Below are 16,282 nucleotides of genomic sequence, written 5' to 3'. Positions count from 1 at the left end.
AAGCGCATTCCGGAACCGCTCAATTTCGGTACGTCGCAATGTGGGACAATTACGCTTCCGCGCAATTTTGTGATGCTGTAGGTTGCGCTTTCATTCGAACAAACCCATGGACCGCACTATATGGCTTTCGATCGTATCGACCGGCAGATCCTGTCGCTGTTGCAGGAGGACGGGCGAATGACGAACGTCGAACTGGCCGAGCGCGTCGGGCTGACCGCACCCCCCTGTCTGCGCCGTGTGCGGGCGCTGGAGGAGGCCGGCGCGATCAAAGGATATCACGCCGCGCTCGACCCGCGACTGCTGGGTTTCACGATCACCGTGTTCGCGCTGGTCAGCCTGAAAAGCCAGGCGGGCAGCGATCTGGCGGCGTTCGAGGCGCACATCGCGACGATCCCCGAAGTCCGGGAATGCCATATGCTCAACGGCGAGATCGATTTCATCCTGAAGATCGTCGCTGCCGATCTGGAAAGCTTCCAGTCGATGCTGACGACGCAGCTGATCACCGCGCCGAACGTCGCGAGCGTGAAGACGTCGCCGACCGTCCGGACGTCGAAGGCGTTGCCGGGGATACCGGTGGTTACGGAATAGGCGCTTTCGCTAAGCGGGAGCGAAATTCAGTTTGATGGGCGCAGGAATGGCGTTCTACCCCCTTTTCGTCACTCCCGCGCAGGCGGGAGCCCATATACGCGGCGTCGCGGATCGAGCCGAACCGTCAGCGTTTATGGATTCCCGCCTGCGCGGGAATGACGAAGTTACATGGGTATCGCTGAATGTCGATCGGTCCCAAGGTTTCGCCGGAACCGGAAGCCGGTTGGGAAGGCTTTCCGACAGATCGCCGATGTTTCCAACCTGGCCCCCGGCCTCCGCCGGGGTACGGAAGAAGGCCCCCGCGCGGGACGTTCGTCGCAGCCCCGCCGACCGGACAGGATCGGGAGCGCTCGACAATCCCCGCCCCGCCCGGCATAGCCCGGCCATGGGTCTGACCTCGCTCGATATCGCCGTTCTGCTCACCGTTGGCGGTGCGGCAGTGCTCGGCTTCCTGCGCGGGTTCGTGACCGAGATTTTGTCACTCGGCGCATGGGTGCTGGTCGTGCTGGCGCTCAAGCTGTTCCATACGCCGGTTGCCGCTGCGCTGGTCGGGCCGACCGGCACCGCCGGGGGGGCCGCGACGCTGGCCTTCGCACTGATCGCGGGGATCGGCTATTTTGCCGGGCGGCTGGTCGCCAATGCGATCGGCGCGCGGACGCGGGCGTCGGTGCTGGGCCCGGTCGACCGGGCTTTGGGGTTCGGCTTTGGTGCATTGAAGGGCCTGATCCTGACCAGTCTCGCCTTTCTATTGCTGTTGCTGGCGGCGGACTTCATCGGCGGCGGGCCGACGCGGCGACCGGTGTGGATCAAGGACGCGCGGACCTATCCGCTGCTCAACGCCACCAGCACCAGCGTGGTCGATTTCATCGATCGACGCCGCCGGGGCGAGCCGGTGTTCGGCGAATAATCGCGCGACCGACTCGCCAGCGTCACGATCGCGCCCTACATCCGGTCGCGTGACCGCCAATCTGTACAACACCGAAATCCTCCGCCTCGCCGCCGAGACCGCGCAGGCCGTCCGCCTGCCCAACCCCCATGCCAGCGTCGAGAAACGATCACCGATCTGCGGCAGCCGGGTGACGGTGGATGTCGCGCTGGACGAGGACGGTCGCGTCGCGGCGGTCGGAATGCTGGTGCGTGCGTGCGCACTGGGGCAGGCGTCGTCGGCGTTGCTGGCGCGCGAGATCGTCGGGCGGAATGCGGCGGAACTGGCCGCCGCTCGCGACGCGCTGGCCACGTGGCTGGCAAGGGAAGGCGATGCGCCCGAATGGCCGGGGTTGACGCTGTTCGAACCGGCGCGGCCGCACAGCGCGCGCCATGCCTCGATCCGGCTCGCGTTCGAGGCGGCGGCGGAGGCGGCGGCGATTGCCGGCCGGCGGGCTGCGGCCTGATGGAGCACGGCACCGCATCGCTGTTACGGGATTTCGCGCCGCTGCTGGGCGCGGCGCTGATCTTCGTCCTGATCTTCCGGAAACTGGGACTGGGTGCGACGCTCGGCTATCTGGTCGCCGGATCGGTGGTCGGGCCGCAGGTGCTGGGGCTGGTCGGCAACGCCGAATCCAAGCTGGCCATCGCCGAACTCGGCATCACCCTGCTGCTGTTCCTCGTCGGGCTGGAACTCAGCCCGTCGCGGCTTTGGCAGATGAAGCGCGATATCTTCGGGCTGGGGCTGATGCAGGTCGTGCTGTGCGGCGTGGCGATCACCGGCGTCGTGTGGCTGGCAACGCATTTCAGCTGGGCGGCGGCACTGGCGCTCGGCCTGCCGCTGGCGCTGTCGTCGACGGCGCAGGTGCTGCCGATGCTGCAATCGGCGGGGCGGATGAAGACGCCGTTCGGCGAGCGGGCGTTCGCGATCCTGTTGTTCCAGGACCTGTCGATCGTGCCGCTGATCACCATCGTCGCCGCGCTGTCGCGTAACCCGGCCGATGCCGCTGGGCCGCCGGGGTGGCAATTGGCGCTGTGGACGATCGGCGCGGTCGCAGGGCTGATTCTTGCCGGGCGGTTCCTGCTCAGGCCGATGTTCCGGCTGATCGGCAATATGGGCGAGCGCGAGATGTTCGTGTTCGCCGGACTGTTCACCGTGATTGCCAGCGCGGCAGTGATGCAGGCGCTGGGGCTGTCGACCGCGCTCGGCGCGTTCATCGCCGGCGTGATGCTGGCCGACAGCCCGTATCGCCACGAGCTGGAGGCCGATGTCGAGCCGTTCCGTTCGATCCTGCTCGGTCTGTTCTTCCTGGCGGTGGGCATGATGCTCGATCTGGGTGCGATCGTCGAGCGGCCGGTGTTCGTGGTCGGCATGGCGATCGCGCTGATCGCGACCAAGGGGCTGGTGATCTTCGGCATCGGGCGATTGTTCGGGATGCCATGGCGCGGGGCGCTGGCGCTCGGCCTATTGCTGAGCCAGGGCGGCGAATTCGGTTTCGTGCTGTTCGCGCAGGCGCAGAACGCGCTGCTGATCGCGCCGGAAGCGGCGAGCGTCTTCGGCGCGATCGTCACCCTGTCGATGGCGACCACGCCGTTCCTGATGATGGCGACGCGCCGGTTCCGCGCCGACCCGGAAAAGCGTGAGGGCGGTACGCCCGAAGGGCCGCGCCATGACGGGGCGAGCGCGGTCGTGGTCGGTTATGGCCGGTTCGGGCAGACCGTCGCGCAGATGCTGTTGGCGCAGGGAATCAGCGTCACCGTGATCGACCGCGACGTCGAGATGATCGAGATCGCCGGCAGTTTCGGCATGAAGGTCTATTATGGCGACGGCACCCGCATCGACCTGTTGCGGCTGGCGGGGGCACAGGATGCCGAACTGCTGCTGTTCTGCGTCGATGGCGATCCGCTGGACGGTGAATCGGTCGCGGCGATCCATCAGGCGTTTCCGACGCCCGGCATCTTCGTGCGGGCGTTCGACCGGCGCGCGGTCATGAAGCTGGCGGGTGCGCCGATCGAGGGTGTGTTCCGCGAGGTGCTCGATTCGGCGGTGACGATGGCGCGCGCGGCGATGGTCTCGGTCGGCGTCGACGATGGCGAGATCGACCGGACTGAGGATCTGTACCGCAAGACCGATGCGAAACGGTTGCTGCAGCAGTCCGAAACCGGCGACATTCGCCAGGGCCGCGAGATGATCTTCACCCATGCGCGGGTCAGCGCCGCGGCAGGTACCGTCGCCGACGACGCGGGATGAAGGGGCGGCCGCTCCGCGAACGGCTGGGCTTCGCGGTTGCGGGACTACGGACGGCGCTGCGTCGCGAGGCAAGCTTTCGCAGCCATCTGGGTTTCGCCGCCGGAGCGTTGGTTGCGCTGATCGTTCTGCGACCGTCCCCGGTCTGGTGGGCGCTGGTCGGCGTGACGATCGCGATCGTGCTGGCACTGGAACTGGTCAATTCGGCACTGGAAGGCGTGATCGACCTGTTGCATCCCGCGCGGCACCCCGAGATCGGCGCGATCAAGGATATGCTGGCGGGTGCCGTATTGGTCGCCGCCATCGCCGCGCTGGGTGTGGCGGCGGCGATGGTCGTCGATACGATCCGGGCCGCGGGCTGACCACTGCGCCGTTCCCGCCGACCTCACCACGTCATGCTGCTGGCCCCCGCTTCCCATCGCGCTTAACGTCGCGTCAACCCGCCCGTGCGATACCGGCGGTCGACGCGAAGGGGCCGGCTAATGATCGACAATTTCTCGCTGGGCCTTACCCATTTCCTGATGCTGCTCGCGGTATGGCACCTGCTGCGGCGCGATGATCTGGATCGCGAGGGCGAGCCGGCCAGGGTGCGCGTGAAGCGGGGCAAACGCCCGGGTGCGTGATCTCGTCTTCGTCGCGTTCCTGTGCGCGTTGTTCGCTGCCGGGTTGCGGCGGCCGTTCGTGTTCGTGCTCACCTATGTCTATATCGACATCGTCGCGCCGCAGCGGCTGACCTATATCCTGCTCAACTCGGTGCCGATTTCGCTGATCGCCGCCGGCATGTCGGTGGTCGCGTGGATCGCGGTCGACGACAAGCGCGATACGCGTATCGCGCCGCGACAATTGCTGATGCTGGCGCTGCTCTTTTATTGCCTGTGGACCACGAAGACCGCCGATTTTCCGGTCGACGCGCAGTATAAATGGGAATGGGTGTGGAAGGCGCTGGCGTTCGCGATCTTCCTGCCGCTGACGCTGCGGACGAAATTGCGAATCGAATCGCTGCTACTGTTCATGGTGCTGTCGGCGGCGTCGATCATCATCGTCGGCGGGATCAAGACGCTGGGATCGGGCGGCGGCTATGGCGAGCTGAACCTGATGGTGTCGAACAATGCCGGCCTGTACGAAGGGTCGACGATCTCGACCGTCGCGATCGCGATCATCCCGCTAATCCTGTGGTTCACCCGGTTCGGCACGGTGTTCGCGCCCGACTGGCGGGTGCGGACCTTCTGCTATGCGCTGGCCTTTTCCTGCCTGCTGATTCCGGTCGGCACGTCGACGCGGACCGGGTTGCTGTGCATCGTGCTGCTGGGCGTGCTGAGCCTGCGCGACGTGAAGCGGCGGCTGACCTATCTGGCGGTGGCGGGTGCGGCGGGACTGCTGGCGCTGCCGTTCCTCCCGTCCGCCTTTACCCAGCGGATGGAGACGATTGGCACCTATCAGGCCGACGCATCGGCATCGACGCGGCTGGCGGTGTGGGCCTGGACGCTGGACTATGTGAAGCAGAACCCGTTCGGCGGCGGGTTTAACGCGTTCCTGCAGAACCGTATCCGCTATGAAAAGGTCGCGGTGGTCGGCGACACCGGCAACCGCACGGTCGAGCGCAGTCTGGAGGTCGACAAGGCGCGCGCCTATCACTCCGCCTATTTCGAGATGCTGGGCGAACAGGGCTGGCCGGGGCTGATGCTGTGGCTGGCGATCAATCTGGGCGGGCTGTTCCGCATGGAAGTGCTGCGGCGACGCTATGCGAAGGCCGGCGAGGACGAGGCGTGGGTGGTGCCGCTCGCCGCCGCGCTGCAGAACGGGCACATCGTCTACCTGTTCGGGGCGAACTTCATCGCCATCGCTTTTCAACCCTTCGTCTTCATGCTGATCGGCGCGCAGATCGGCCTCGACACCTATCTGGCGCGCAAACGGACCGAGGCGGCCTGGCGGCCGCTCCAGCGGCGCAAGGCGGGGACGATGGCGGCATGAACGAGTTGAAGGCACTGACCGGCGCGCGCGGTATCGCTGCATGGTGGGTGGTGTTGTTCCACTTGCGCGGGTCGATGGGCGCGCTGCACCCGGCGATCGAGTCCGCGATCGCCAAGGGGTATCTGGCGGTCGACTTCTTCTTCCTGCTGTCGGGCTTCGTGATCTGGCTGTCCTGGGGATCGCGGTTTCGCGAACGCGGGGTCGGCGAGGCGGGACGGTTCCTGTGGAAGCGGATGGCGCGCATCTGGCCGCTGCATCTGTTCGTGCTCGGCTGCGCGGTCGCCCTTGCGATCGTACTGGCGGCGAGTGGGCGCAATATCGACCGCTTCCCCTTTGCCGAATTGCCGCTGCATGTGGTGCTGCTGCAAAGCTGGGGGTTCGTCGAGCCGCTGGCATGGAACGATCCGGCGTGGTCGATTTCAGCGGAATCGGCGGCGTATCTGCTGTTCCCGGTGCTGGCGGTGACGATCGACTGGCGGCGGGTACCGAGTTGGGCGCTGGTGGCGGTGGTCGCGGTGCTGCTGTTCGGGCTGCTGCCCTATGCAGGGCAGGATGGGCTGGGTGCCGATCTGCGACGCTTCGCGGTGGCGCGGTGCGTGATCCAGTTCGCGGTGGGGACGGCGATCGGCGCGCTGTGGGTCCGGTGGCAGCGGCGCGACGGGGTCGCGGGGATTGCGGTGCTGCTGGCGGGGCTGCTGGTGGTTGGATGGGGGCTGAAGCTGTTGCCCGAGCCCTATGCGTTTCCGCCGGCGCTGGCGTGTCTGTTGCTGGCGTTGGCGATCACGTCGAACCGGCGAGGTAATCCGCTCGAATGGTGGCCGATCCATCGGTTGGGGGAGATCAGCTATGCGACCTATCTCGGCCATTTCCTGCTGTGGTTCGTGTTCAAGCTGGTGTTCGTCGCCGATGCGGCGGTGGCACCTGTCTGGGTGCTGGCGCTGTATGGGGTCGCGGTGATCGGGTCGTCGGAACTGCTGTATCGCTATGTCGAGCGACCGGCGCAGGGGTGGGTGAACCGGTTGTGGGATCGGCGGAGGGTCGCGGTCGAGGTTTGAAGGGCGGACGGCAGGCTCTTACCATTTCAGGTTACGCCTCGTTGTCCCCGACAAGGCGGGGACCCACAGCCGCAATGGCTGCGATCCGACCGCAAACCCTAACGCATATGGATCCCTGCTTTCGGAGACCTCCGCGAAGGTCGTAAGCTTGTCGAAAACTCGCCGTACCCCCGCGCAGGCGGGGATCCAGAGCCAAGCAAAACAACGGGATGCGCTTGGAACCCTGGACCCCCGCCTGCGCGGGGGTACGGCAGGGCTGGAACCAGTACTTTCGCAGCACCCTCCCTTGGCGGGAATGACGAACGCCGGTTACCGCGAACACGGGGCGGAGGTTGCTCCGCCCCGCCCCGTTCACGCCTCGGCCAGTTCGCTTTCGATCGCCTCGATCATCGCCTTTGAGAAGGCGGGAATGTCGTCGGGCATGCGGCTGGTGATGAGGTTGCCGTCGATCACCACTTCCTGATCGACCACTTCCGCGCCGGCATTTTCGAGGTCGGTGCGCACCGACGGCCAGCTGGTGACGCGGCGGCCATCGACCACATCGGCTTCGACCAGCAGCCATGGCGCGTGGCAGATGGCGGCGACGATCTTGTCGTCGTCCATGAATTCGCTGACGATTTCGACCGCGCGTTCCTCCATGCGCATCTTGTCGGGATTGCCGACGCCACCGGGCAGCAGCAGCGCATCGAACTGTTCGGTATCGACATCGTCGAGCGTCAGGTCGGGGGTGATCGTGCGCGCCTTTTCGCTGTCGTTGACGACGCCCTGGATCGGATCGGTCTTGATCGAGGCGAGGGTCACCTGCGCCCCGGCGTCGAGCAGCGCCTGACGCGGATCGAACAGTTCGGATTCCTCGAACCCGTCGGCGGCGAGGATCAGCACGCGGGCATTGGCGAGGTCGGCCATGGGTAATCTCCTGTTACGGTCCGCCCCTAACCGGTCGGCACCGGCCGGGTTCCGGAACGAAGCGACGAGCCGAACATTGATCGGATCACCTGCAGGGAAAGCCCGATGGAACCAGCCGAAGACGACCTCCCCTGCCCCGCCGGCTGTACCTTTTCGGACTGCGCGGCGACCGGCATCACCCGCAAGAAGCTGACGCGCGGCTGGGGATATTATGACGCGGACGGCGAACGCATCACCGACCGCGACGAGATCGACCGGCTGAACGCTGTCGGCCTGCCGCCCGCCTATCGCGACGCATGGTTCTGCCCCGACCCTTCCGGCCATATCCAGGCGATCGGTTGGGACGACAAGGGTCGCAAACAATATCGCTATCACCCCGATTTCCGCGAAGCGCAGGAGACGGCGAAATATGATCGTTGCGCCGCATTCGGCCATGCCCTGCCCCGGTTGCGCGCGCAGGTCGAACGCGATCTTGCCAAGCGGGCGCTGTCGCGCGAGCGGGCGGTGGCGGCGGTGGTGCGGCTGCTCGATCTCGGCCGGGTCCGGGTCGGCAACGAAGGCTATGCGCGGGTCAACAAGAGTTTCGGCGCGACGACGCTGCGCAAGCGCCACGCCAAGCTGTCGGGCACCTCGCTGAAGCTGCAATATAAGGCGAAGTCGGGCAAGCTGCGCATCCTGACGATCACCGACCGGTCGCTGGCGAGCTTCGTCCGGAAATGTCAGGACCTGCCGGGACAGCATCTGTTCCGCTGGGTCGATGCCGAGGGTGAGACGCATCCGGTCACGTCGGGCGATGTCAACGCCTATATCCGCGAGGCGATGGGTGGGGACTTCACCGCCAAGCATTTCCGGACGTGGGGGGCGAGCGTGCTGGCCTTCACCTCGCTGGCCGAGGCGGAACAGGACATCAGCCTGAAGACGATGCTGGGGCCGGTGGTCGATGCGCTGGGCAATACTCCGGCGATCGCCCGCAAATCCTATGTCCATCCGCTGCTGATCGATCTGGTCAAGGACGGGCAGACCGAATTTCGCGAGACGCTGCGCCTGCCGCGCAGTGCCAAGCATCTCAACCGGCACGAACGCGGGCTGATCGCGCTGCTCGAAGCGCAGGCGAAAGTTGCCCAAGCCGCGTGAAAGGATTGCATGACTGCCCAAAACAATTCGGCCGCCGCGACGGTCGAAAAGAGTTTCAGCACCGATCAGGCGCAAGCACAGGCGCAGTTGTTGTTGCAGGACAGCGCGCGGTGGATCGCCGACAACTGGTTGCAGGTGCTGGTCGCGCTGGGCGTCGGGGCGGCGATCGTCGTCGCGCTGCTGGTCGTGCGGCGCTGGGGCATGCGGCTGTGTCGCAACGATTGCGCCGGATGGGGCACGGTAGCCGGGCGCGTGGTGGCGCGAACCGGCCTGTTCTTCATGGTGACGCTCGCCGCCAAACTGGTCGACGGCTATGCCAGCGCGCCGCCGATGGTGACCGCGACGATCGAGTTCCTGTTCACCGTCGCCGCGGTGTTCCAGGCGGCGATCTGGGCACGCGAAGTGATCCTGGGCGTGGTCGAGCGACGGACGGCGAGCGACCATAATCACGGCGAGGCGCTGGCATCGGCAATGGGGCTGATCCGGTTGCTCGTTACTTTCGCACTGTTCGCCATCGCGCTGATCGTCGTGCTCGACAATCTGGGGGTGAACGTCACCGGGCTGGTCGCGGGATTAGGCGTCGGCGGCATCGCCATCGGTCTGGCCGCACAGGGAATTTTCGCCGATCTGTTCGCCGCGCTGTCGATCATCTTCGACAAGCCGTTCCGGCGCGGCGAAAACGTCAGTTACGATCAGACCAATGGCGCCATCGCCGAAATCGGGCTGAAATCAACGCGGATCCGGTCGATCACCGGCGAAGAACGCATCATTTCGAACAAGAACCTGCTCGACAAGGAGATCACGAACAACAGCCGGCGCGAGCATCGCCGCGCGTCGTTCGTGATCGGCGTGACCTATCAGACCGATGCCGACACCTGTGCGCGTATCCCGGCGATGCTGCGCGAGATCGTCGAGGCCGAACAACGCGTGTTCGTTCGCTGCGGCTTTGTCGGCTTCGGCGCGTCGAGCCTCGATTTCGAGGTCATCTTCGATTCGCCCGGCGTCGACTATGCGGCCTTTTACGACGGGCGGACCGCGGTCGGCATCGCGATCCTGCGGCGGTTCAATGCCGAGGGGATCGAGATCGCCTATCCGACGCAGGTCAACATGACGGCCCGGGCCGATGGCTCGATCATCGACCCCGCCCCTGCGGCAAGCTGATCTTTTCGAAGATAGGGTTTGGATTGCAGCTAGTTTGATGGGGCCGCTTTGCGGTTTCCGGTGTGTTTTCGCTTGCGACTGCCGGTCGTGCGGCTATGCTTCGGCCGGACAAGGAGAGGTCGGTGACGGCGATCACGGCGGAAGCAATGGCGGAACGGATCGGCGGCGAATGGCTGTCCGACTGGATGACGCTGGACCAGTCGCGGATCACCGCCTTTGCCGATGCGACCGACGACCATCAGTTCATCCATGTCGACCCGGTGGCGGCCGCCGCGACGCCGTTCGGCGGCACGATCGCGCATGGTTTCCTGCTGCTGTCGCTGATGCCGAAGCTGGCCGCGAGCAGCGGGATGCCGGCGATCGTCGGCACGCGGATGGGCGTGAATTACGGTGGCAACCGCGTGCGTTTCGTCCGGCCGGTCCGGTCGGGGTCGCGCCTTCGCGGGCGCTTCACGCTGGTGGCGTTCGAACAGAAGCACCCCGGTCAGTGGCAGCAGACCATCAGCTATGCCGTCGAGGTCGACGGTACCGATCAACCCGCGCTGATCGCCGAATGGATCAGCCAAATCTTCACCTGAACAAGGACCCGCCATGCGCTCAGCCGTCATCGTTTCGACCGCCCGTACCCCGATCGGCCGCGCCTATCGCGGGGCGTTCAACAACCTGCCCGCGCCGACGATGGCCGCGCATTCGATCCGGGCGGCGGTCGAACGCGCCGGGATCGAGGGGGGCGAGGTCGACGACGTGCTGTTCGGCGCGGCGCTGCAACAGGGGCATCAGGCCGGCAATATCGCGCGTCAGGCAGCATTGCGCGCGGGCCTGCCGACGACGGTGTCGGGCATGTCGATCGACCGGCAATGCGCCAGCGGGCTGATGGCGATCGCCACCGCCGCCAAGCAGATCGTACACGACCGCATGGACATTTGCGTCGCCGGCGGCGCCGAGTCGATCAGCCTCGTCCAGACGCCGCAGATGCGGATCGCGGCCGATCCCGAATTGCTGGCGATGCACGGCGACATCTATATGCCGATGCTCCAGACCGCCGAGATCGTCGCCAAACGCTATGACATCTCGCGCGATCGGCAGGACGCCTATGCGCTCCAATCGCAACAGCGCACCGCCGCCGCGCAGGCCGCCGGGCTGTTCGATGCCGAACTGGTGCCGGTGACCACGACGATGAACGTCGTCGACAAGGCGACGAAGGAAGTGTCGGCGCATGAAGTCACGCTGACCAGGGACGAAGGCAACCGCGCCGACACGACGCTGGAAGGGTTGCAGTCGCTCAAACCCGTGATGGGCGAACAGGCGGTCATCACCGCGGGTAATGCCAGCCAGCTGTCGGACGGGTCGTCGTCCTGCGTGCTGATGGAAGAGTCGGTCGCCGCGGCACGCGGGTTGCAGCCACTGGGCCGCTATGTCGGCATGGCAGTGGCGGGCACCAAACCCGACGAAATGGGGATCGGCCCGGTCTACGCCGTGCCGAAGCTGCTCGAACGCTTCGACCTGTCGGTCGATGATATCGGGCTGTGGGAGCTGAACGAGGCGTTCGCGGTGCAGGTACTGTATTGCCAGGACATGCTGGGCATCCCGAACGACCGGTTGAACGTCAATGGCGGCGCGATCTCGATCGGGCATCCGTACGGCATGTCGGGGGCGCGGATGACCGGTCACGCACTGATTGAGGGCAAGCGGCGCGGGGTGAAATATGTCGTCGTAACGATGTGTGTCGGTGGCGGCATGGGTGCTGCGGGACTGTTCGAGGTCCTTTGATCCGTCAACATTCAGTTGACCGCGGCGAGTCAATGGTTGATTGACAAATCGTCAAGCAATCATTGACGAAGCAGCAGATGCGGATGCAGGAAGAACAACGGTTGCGGACGAGGACGGCGTCGATCGTCCTCGATTGGGCAGAGGAGCGCGAGCCGCCCTTTTCCGGTGAGGGGAAGGCCGATTTTGCCGAGGCCATCGTCGCGGCGCATGTCGTTGCCGATGAGGCGCGGCTGAACCTGAACCGCTGGATCGATGCAGCGCGACGGGCCGACATGAGCTGGGCGGAGATCGGCGAAACGCTGGGCATCAGCAAGCAGGCGGCACAGCAGCGGTTCGGGCGGGTTACCGGCTATGCCGAAGAACGGTCGGAGGGCGGCACGTTCGTTCGTACGGGCGCGACGGCGTTCAACGAACTGCGCATTATGGCGGAGGAAGGCAGGAGGGGTAACGAGTTGGTTGCGCTTGGTGCGCTGACTCTCAGCTTCCGTCCTAGCGAGCGGCTATGGGAATATTGCCGTCGGATCGGGACCGGCAGCGACGCAACGCGCCTGCAAGCCGAAGGCTGGGAGCATGTCGCCAGTTGGCTGCCGTTTCATTATTATAAGCGGGCGATCGGGTAGCGGGTGGGCCGGGATGGCAGGCAGTGCTCCGGACCGGGCGTGGCGCACTGCCCCTCTCCCAACCCTCTCCCCCGAAGGGGAGAGGGCCGTGGGTCAGCCGATGCGTTGCATCCAGCCGTGCGGGTCGTTGCTGCGGCCGCGCTGGATGTCGGTCAGTTGCTTGAGCAGCGCCTGCGTCCGCGGACCGGGCTGGCCGTCGCCGATCTGGAAGCTGAAGTCCGCCGACGACACCTTGCCGATCGGGGTGACGACAGCGGCGGTGCCGCAGGCGAACGCCTCGACCAGACGGCCGCTGGCGGCGTCGGCCTGCCACTGGTCGATCGAATAACGTTCCTCGCGCACGTCGATCCCGGCATCGCGGGCCAGCGTCAGGATCGAATCGCGGGTGATGCCGGGCAGGATCGTGCCGGTCAGCGGCGGGGTGAGCATCGTGCCGTCGTCGAACACGAAGAAGATGTTCATGCCGCCCAGTTCCTCGACCCAGCGGCGTTCGACCGCGTCGAGGAACACGACCTGATCGCAGCCCTGCCGGATCGCTTCCGACTGGGCGAGCAGGCTGGCGGCGTAATTGCCGCCGCACTTCGCATCGCCAGTACCGCCCGGCGCAGCGCGGGTGAATTCCTTCGACACCCACAGCGACACGCTCTTGGCACCGCCCGGCCAGTAGTTGCCGACCGCCGAGGCGATGACGCAATAGAGATACTCGGCGGACGGCTTCACGCCGAGAAACGTCTCGCTCGCGATCATGAACGGGCGCAGATAGAGCGCGCTGCCCTCCCCGGCCGGAATCCAGTCGCGCTCGGCCAGCGTCAGTTCGCGGCACGACGCGACGAACAGGTCCTCGGGCAATTCGGCCATGGCGAGGCGCTTTGCCGAGCGGCGGAAGCGGGCGGCATTCTGTTCGGCGCGGAACAGCGCGACGCCGCCATCGGGCAGCGTATAGGCCTTCAGCCCTTCGAAAATTTCCTGTGCGTAGTGGAGAACGGCCGCGGCCGGGTCCATGACGATCGGCGCCCGCGCGCTGATCTTGGCGTCGTACCAGCCCTTGTCCTCCGACCAGCGCATCGTCGCCATATGGTCGGTGAAGACGCGCCCAAAACCGGGGTTGACGATCCGTGCCGCCCGCTCGCTCGCCGCGACCGGCGTCGCATGGGATTCGAAGGCGAAGGTCGGCTGCGTCATGGCGTCCTCATGGATGAATGCTTGCGGTGGCGTAGGCCGGATGGCAGAAATGGTCAACATGACTGCCCCAATATCGCCCGCCCAGCCCATGGCCGCATCGGCATTGTTCCTGCGCGAGGCGGAGGTCCGGCGTGGGATCGAATTGCTGTATTTCGGCTACAGCCATCTGACGCGAACGATCGACGAGGAACTGGCGGCGCAGAATCTGGGCCGCGCGCATCACCGCGCGCTATATTTCATCGCCCGCCGGCCCGACCTGTCGGTCAGCGAATTGCTGCGATTGCTGGCGATCACGAAACAGTCGTTGGGGCGGGTGCTGAACGACCTGTCGTCGCGCGGTCTGGTCGAGAGCCGGGCGGGCGACCGCGATGCGCGACAGCGGTTGCTGAAACTGACGGCCGAAGGACAGGCGCTGGAGACGCGCCTGTACGAAATGCTCAACGCGAAGCTGTCGCGTGCTTATTCGGGTGCCGGGCAGGACGCGGTCAGCGGATTCTGGGCGGTGCTGGAGGGGCTGATCCCGGCGGGCGACAAGGCGGCGGTGGCGGCGCTGGGGCGGTAGGTCGCGCTTCGTCGGCCAGCCTGTTGTCGAGACGCCGGGTCGCGGCGTCGGCATAGGCGCGGCAGCCGTTCCGGTCGACCAGCGGCTTTTGGCCTGCCAATCGTTCCGCCATGTCGCTTGCCCCCGGATGCGGGGTGAGGACGATATCGCACGGCAGCGCCGCCACCCGGGCGATCGTCGCGCGTAGCCGTGCGACATAGGCCGGATGGTCGCGAAAGCGGTAGGCGTCCGACGATACGGCGGACAAGCTATCGGCGAAGACGATGGTGCGGCAGACCGTTCCCGCGCACGACCGCCACGACCAGCTCATGCCGTCGGGCGAATGGCCGGGGGTCAGATGCGCGGTCAGTCGAATCGGGCCGAGCGTGACCGATTGGCCGTCGGTCAGGACGCCGGCGACCGGAACGCGATCTACCGGGGAGAGGATGTCGCGCTGCGGATCGTCGGCCGCGAACCGGCCGCGTTCGATCACCTCGCGCGCCGCAGCGCTTGCGAACAATTTCGCACCGGTCGCGCGACGCAGCGCGGCGAGGCCGCCGGCATGGTCGATATGGCTGTGGCTCATCAGCAGCAGCTTCACATCCTGCGGGCGGAAACCCAGCTTGCGGATGTTGTTTACGATCGATGGCACCGCTTCGGCGGTCGCGGCGTCGATGACGACATGCCCCCGCGGTCCGGCGATCAGCAGCACGGTAATGCCACAGGTGCCGATGTCATAGACGTTGCCGAAGATGCGGACCGGCGGCGCGGGATCGCTCCAGCCGTCCTTGCCGGCGCATTGTCGCGCGCGAGCGGTGACGTCGGCCGGCGGGGCTGCGACCAGTGTCGCCGCGAGCAGGATCGCGCCGATCATCGTCTCGCCGCCGCCGCCATTTCGGCATTGCGCCGTTCGGACGCAGCGAGGGTCGCGGCGATCAGGCGTTTCAGTGCATCGCCATCGTCAAGCACGTTTAGCCCCTGTCGCGTCGAGCCGCCGGGGCTGGCGACACGATCGGCGAGCGTTGCGGGCGGGACATCGGCACCCGCCGCCATCGTCGCCGAACCCTGCACCGTGGCGATGGCGAGGCGTTGCGCTTGATCGGCGGGCAGACCGAGTGCCGCCCCCGCCGCTGCCAGCGCATCGATGAAGCGGAATACGAACCCCGGCCCGCAGCCCGACAAGGCGGTGACGGCATCGAACAATGCGGCATCGTCGATCCATTCGACCAGTCCGAGCGGTTGCATCAATGCTTCGGCAGTCGACCGGGCATCGCCATCCGATCCGTGCGAGTGGAGCGCGACCACCCCCTGCCCGATCGCAACCGGCAAATTGGGCATGGCGCGGACGATCGTCCCGGCGTCGAACCGGTGCCCGAGCGCCGCTTCCTCGACACCGGCAAGGATCGAGATCAGCAGCGGCACGCCGGCGATACGGGGTGCCAGATCGGGCGCGATCCCGTCGAGTTGCTGCGGTTTCACCGCCAGCACGACGATCGCCGGACGCGTTTCTGGCAGCATGAGCGCATGGGTGACGCCCGCCGGAACCTCGCGCGGGCTGCGGGTAACGACCGTGATCGCCGCCGGGTCGACGCCGTCGGCGATCCAGCGATCCAGCATCGCCCCGCCCAAATTGCCGCAGCCGATCAACCACAGCGGTCCGGGCAGGGCGGTCATGCCTCGCCCTGCGTCTCGATCATCGACGCGGCGATGGCTTCCTTCGGCGTCTTGCCGCCCCACAGCACGAACTGAAACACCGGGTAGAAGCGTTCGCATTCGTCGATCGCGGCATCGATGATCAATTCGGCCTGATCGATGGTCAACGCCGGCTCGTCACTCAGCATCGCGGCATGGCGATACAGCAGGATGCCGCTCGACGACCAGAGTTCAAAATGGCCGATCCACAGCTGTTCGTTGATGAGCCCGATGGTTTCGTAGATCGCACCGCGTCGTTCGTCGGCGACGCGAATATCGGGCAGCGCGAGGAATTGCAGGACACCGTCCTCTCCGCGCCAGATCGCGCGGAGTTCGAATTCGGTCCAGCTGCCCTTCACGTTCGCGACGATCTCGTCGCCGTCCCGTTCGTGCTTCCAGCCGTGCGCCGCGAAATAGCGCTCCAGCGTATCGATCGGAGCGGCGTCGTCGCCGTCCTCTTCCACTTCGTCCAACATCATCCCCACGTCTT

19 protein-coding genes are annotated in these 16,282 nt (G+C 66.1%); 14 read left to right on the top strand and 5 right to left on the bottom strand.

The genetic code is table 11. From position 1 onward, the window contains the following. Positions 1-120 precede the first annotated feature (120 nt). The 8 genes from ASE50_RS16920 to ASE50_RS16890 all read left to right on the top strand — a co-directional run bounded on the left by ASE50_RS16920 (position 121) and on the right by ASE50_RS16890 (position 6,786). Positions 121-588, top strand: coding sequence for an Lrp/AsnC family transcriptional regulator (locus ASE50_RS16920; RefSeq protein WP_056403342.1), 468 nt, complete (start codon positions 121-123; stop codon positions 586-588). A 385-nt stretch (positions 589-973) separates the two neighbouring features. Continuing rightward, the gene (locus ASE50_RS16915; protein WP_056403339.1) at positions 974-1,495 is read left to right on the top strand and encodes a CvpA family protein; all 522 of its coding nucleotides are present in this window, start codon (positions 974-976) and stop codon (positions 1,493-1,495) included. Positions 1,496-1,544: 49 nt separating this feature from the next. Further along, positions 1,545-1,979: an iron-sulfur cluster assembly scaffold protein gene (locus ASE50_RS16910; RefSeq protein ID WP_056403336.1), complete on the top strand. Its 435-nt coding sequence runs from the start codon at positions 1,545-1,547 to the stop codon at positions 1,977-1,979. Continuing rightward, complete coding sequence (locus ASE50_RS16905) at positions 1,979-3,763, top strand: cation:proton antiporter (RefSeq protein ID WP_056403332.1); 1,785 nt, start codon at positions 1,979-1,981, stop codon at positions 3,761-3,763. The genes ASE50_RS16910 and ASE50_RS16905 overlap by 1 nt, the downstream gene beginning before the upstream one ends. Beyond that, positions 3,760-4,122, top strand: a complete 363-nt coding sequence (locus tag ASE50_RS16900; RefSeq protein ID WP_056403330.1) for a diacylglycerol kinase — start codon at positions 3,760-3,762, stop codon at positions 4,120-4,122. Before ASE50_RS16905 ends, ASE50_RS16900 begins: the two co-directional genes overlap by 4 nt. 120 nt (positions 4,123-4,242) lie before the next feature. Further along, positions 4,243-4,383, top strand: coding sequence for a hypothetical protein (locus ASE50_RS19310; RefSeq protein WP_200909573.1), 141 nt, complete (start codon positions 4,243-4,245; stop codon positions 4,381-4,383). After that, on the top strand, positions 4,376-5,731 hold the full coding sequence (locus tag ASE50_RS16895; RefSeq protein ID WP_056403327.1) for a putative O-glycosylation ligase, exosortase A system-associated: 1,356 nt from the start codon (positions 4,376-4,378) through the stop codon (positions 5,729-5,731). Before ASE50_RS19310 ends, ASE50_RS16895 begins: the two co-directional genes overlap by 8 nt. Next, positions 5,728-6,786 carry an acyltransferase family protein gene (locus ASE50_RS16890; protein ID WP_056403324.1) on the top strand — a complete coding sequence of 353 codons (1,059 nt, stop codon included), beginning with the start codon at positions 5,728-5,730 and terminating at the stop codon, positions 6,784-6,786. Before ASE50_RS16895 ends, ASE50_RS16890 begins: the two co-directional genes overlap by 4 nt. Positions 6,787-7,137: 351 nt before the next feature. Here the strand turns inward: ASE50_RS16890 and ASE50_RS16885 are convergent, their stop codons facing one another. After that, complete coding sequence (locus ASE50_RS16885; protein ID WP_056403323.1) at positions 7,138-7,692, bottom strand: type 1 glutamine amidotransferase domain-containing protein; 555 nt, start codon at positions 7,690-7,692, stop codon at positions 7,138-7,140. Between the two features lie 105 nt (positions 7,693-7,797). Between ASE50_RS16885 and ASE50_RS16880 the strand changes: the two genes are divergently transcribed. From ASE50_RS16880 to ASE50_RS16860, 5 genes are all read left to right on the top strand, one after another. Then, positions 7,798-8,826, top strand: a complete 1,029-nt coding sequence (locus ASE50_RS16880) for a DNA topoisomerase IB (protein WP_056403320.1) — start codon at positions 7,798-7,800, stop codon at positions 8,824-8,826. A gap of 9 nt (positions 8,827-8,835) precedes the next feature. Then, a complete protein-coding gene (locus ASE50_RS16875) occupies positions 8,836-9,987 on the top strand; it encodes a mechanosensitive ion channel family protein (protein ID WP_082439089.1) in 1,152 nt (383 codons plus the stop codon). 122 nt (positions 9,988-10,109) lie between these two features. Next, entirely contained in the window at positions 10,110-10,565 is a 456-nt protein-coding gene (locus tag ASE50_RS16870; protein WP_082439088.1) for a MaoC family dehydratase, read from the top strand. A gap of 13 nt (positions 10,566-10,578) precedes the next feature. Continuing rightward, complete coding sequence (locus tag ASE50_RS16865) at positions 10,579-11,757, top strand: acetyl-CoA C-acyltransferase (protein ID WP_056403314.1); 1,179 nt, start codon at positions 10,579-10,581, stop codon at positions 11,755-11,757. 77 nt (positions 11,758-11,834) lie between these two features. Beyond that, positions 11,835-12,377 carry a hypothetical protein gene (locus ASE50_RS16860; protein ID WP_056621038.1) on the top strand — a complete coding sequence of 181 codons (543 nt, stop codon included), beginning with the start codon at positions 11,835-11,837 and terminating at the stop codon, positions 12,375-12,377. Positions 12,378-12,470: 93 nt separating this feature from the next. Here ASE50_RS16860 and ASE50_RS16855 read toward each other — a convergent pair whose 3' ends face one another. Further along, positions 12,471-13,559 (bottom strand): branched-chain amino acid aminotransferase, encoded by a 1,089-nt coding sequence (locus tag ASE50_RS16855; RefSeq protein ID WP_056403308.1) that lies wholly within the window; start codon positions 13,557-13,559, stop codon positions 12,471-12,473. Between the two features lie 58 nt (positions 13,560-13,617). Here ASE50_RS16855 and ASE50_RS16850 point away from each other — a divergent pair, with 58 nt between their 5' ends. Further along, the gene (locus ASE50_RS16850) at positions 13,618-14,121 is read left to right on the top strand and encodes a MarR family winged helix-turn-helix transcriptional regulator (RefSeq protein WP_235512415.1); all 504 of its coding nucleotides are present in this window, start codon (positions 13,618-13,620) and stop codon (positions 14,119-14,121) included. On the opposite strand, the gene bla is transcribed toward ASE50_RS16850, so the two are convergent. From bla to ASE50_RS16835, 3 genes are read right to left on the bottom strand one after another with little or no spacing between them, the layout of a single operon-like run. Further along, a complete protein-coding gene (bla, locus tag ASE50_RS16845; RefSeq protein WP_082439087.1) occupies positions 14,045-14,974 on the bottom strand; it encodes a subclass B3 metallo-beta-lactamase in 930 nt (309 codons plus the stop codon). The two genes, ASE50_RS16850 and bla, sit on opposite strands and share 77 nt — an antisense overlap. Continuing rightward, complete coding sequence (gene proC / locus ASE50_RS16840) at positions 14,971-15,774, bottom strand: pyrroline-5-carboxylate reductase (protein WP_056403303.1); 804 nt, start codon at positions 15,772-15,774, stop codon at positions 14,971-14,973. Before proC ends, bla begins: the two co-directional genes overlap by 4 nt. Continuing rightward, on the bottom strand, positions 15,771-16,271 hold the full coding sequence (locus ASE50_RS16835) for a YbjN domain-containing protein (protein ID WP_056403298.1): 501 nt from the start codon (positions 16,269-16,271) through the stop codon (positions 15,771-15,773). The genes proC and ASE50_RS16835 overlap by 4 nt, the downstream gene beginning before the upstream one ends. Positions 16,272-16,282 lie beyond the last annotated feature (11 nt).

The sequence above is a fragment of the Sphingomonas sp. Leaf5 genome, assembly GCF_001421155.1.
In the GTDB taxonomy this organism is placed as follows: domain Bacteria; phylum Pseudomonadota; class Alphaproteobacteria; order Sphingomonadales; family Sphingomonadaceae; genus Sphingomonas.
This window is presented reverse-complemented; position numbering and strand designations above follow the sequence as displayed.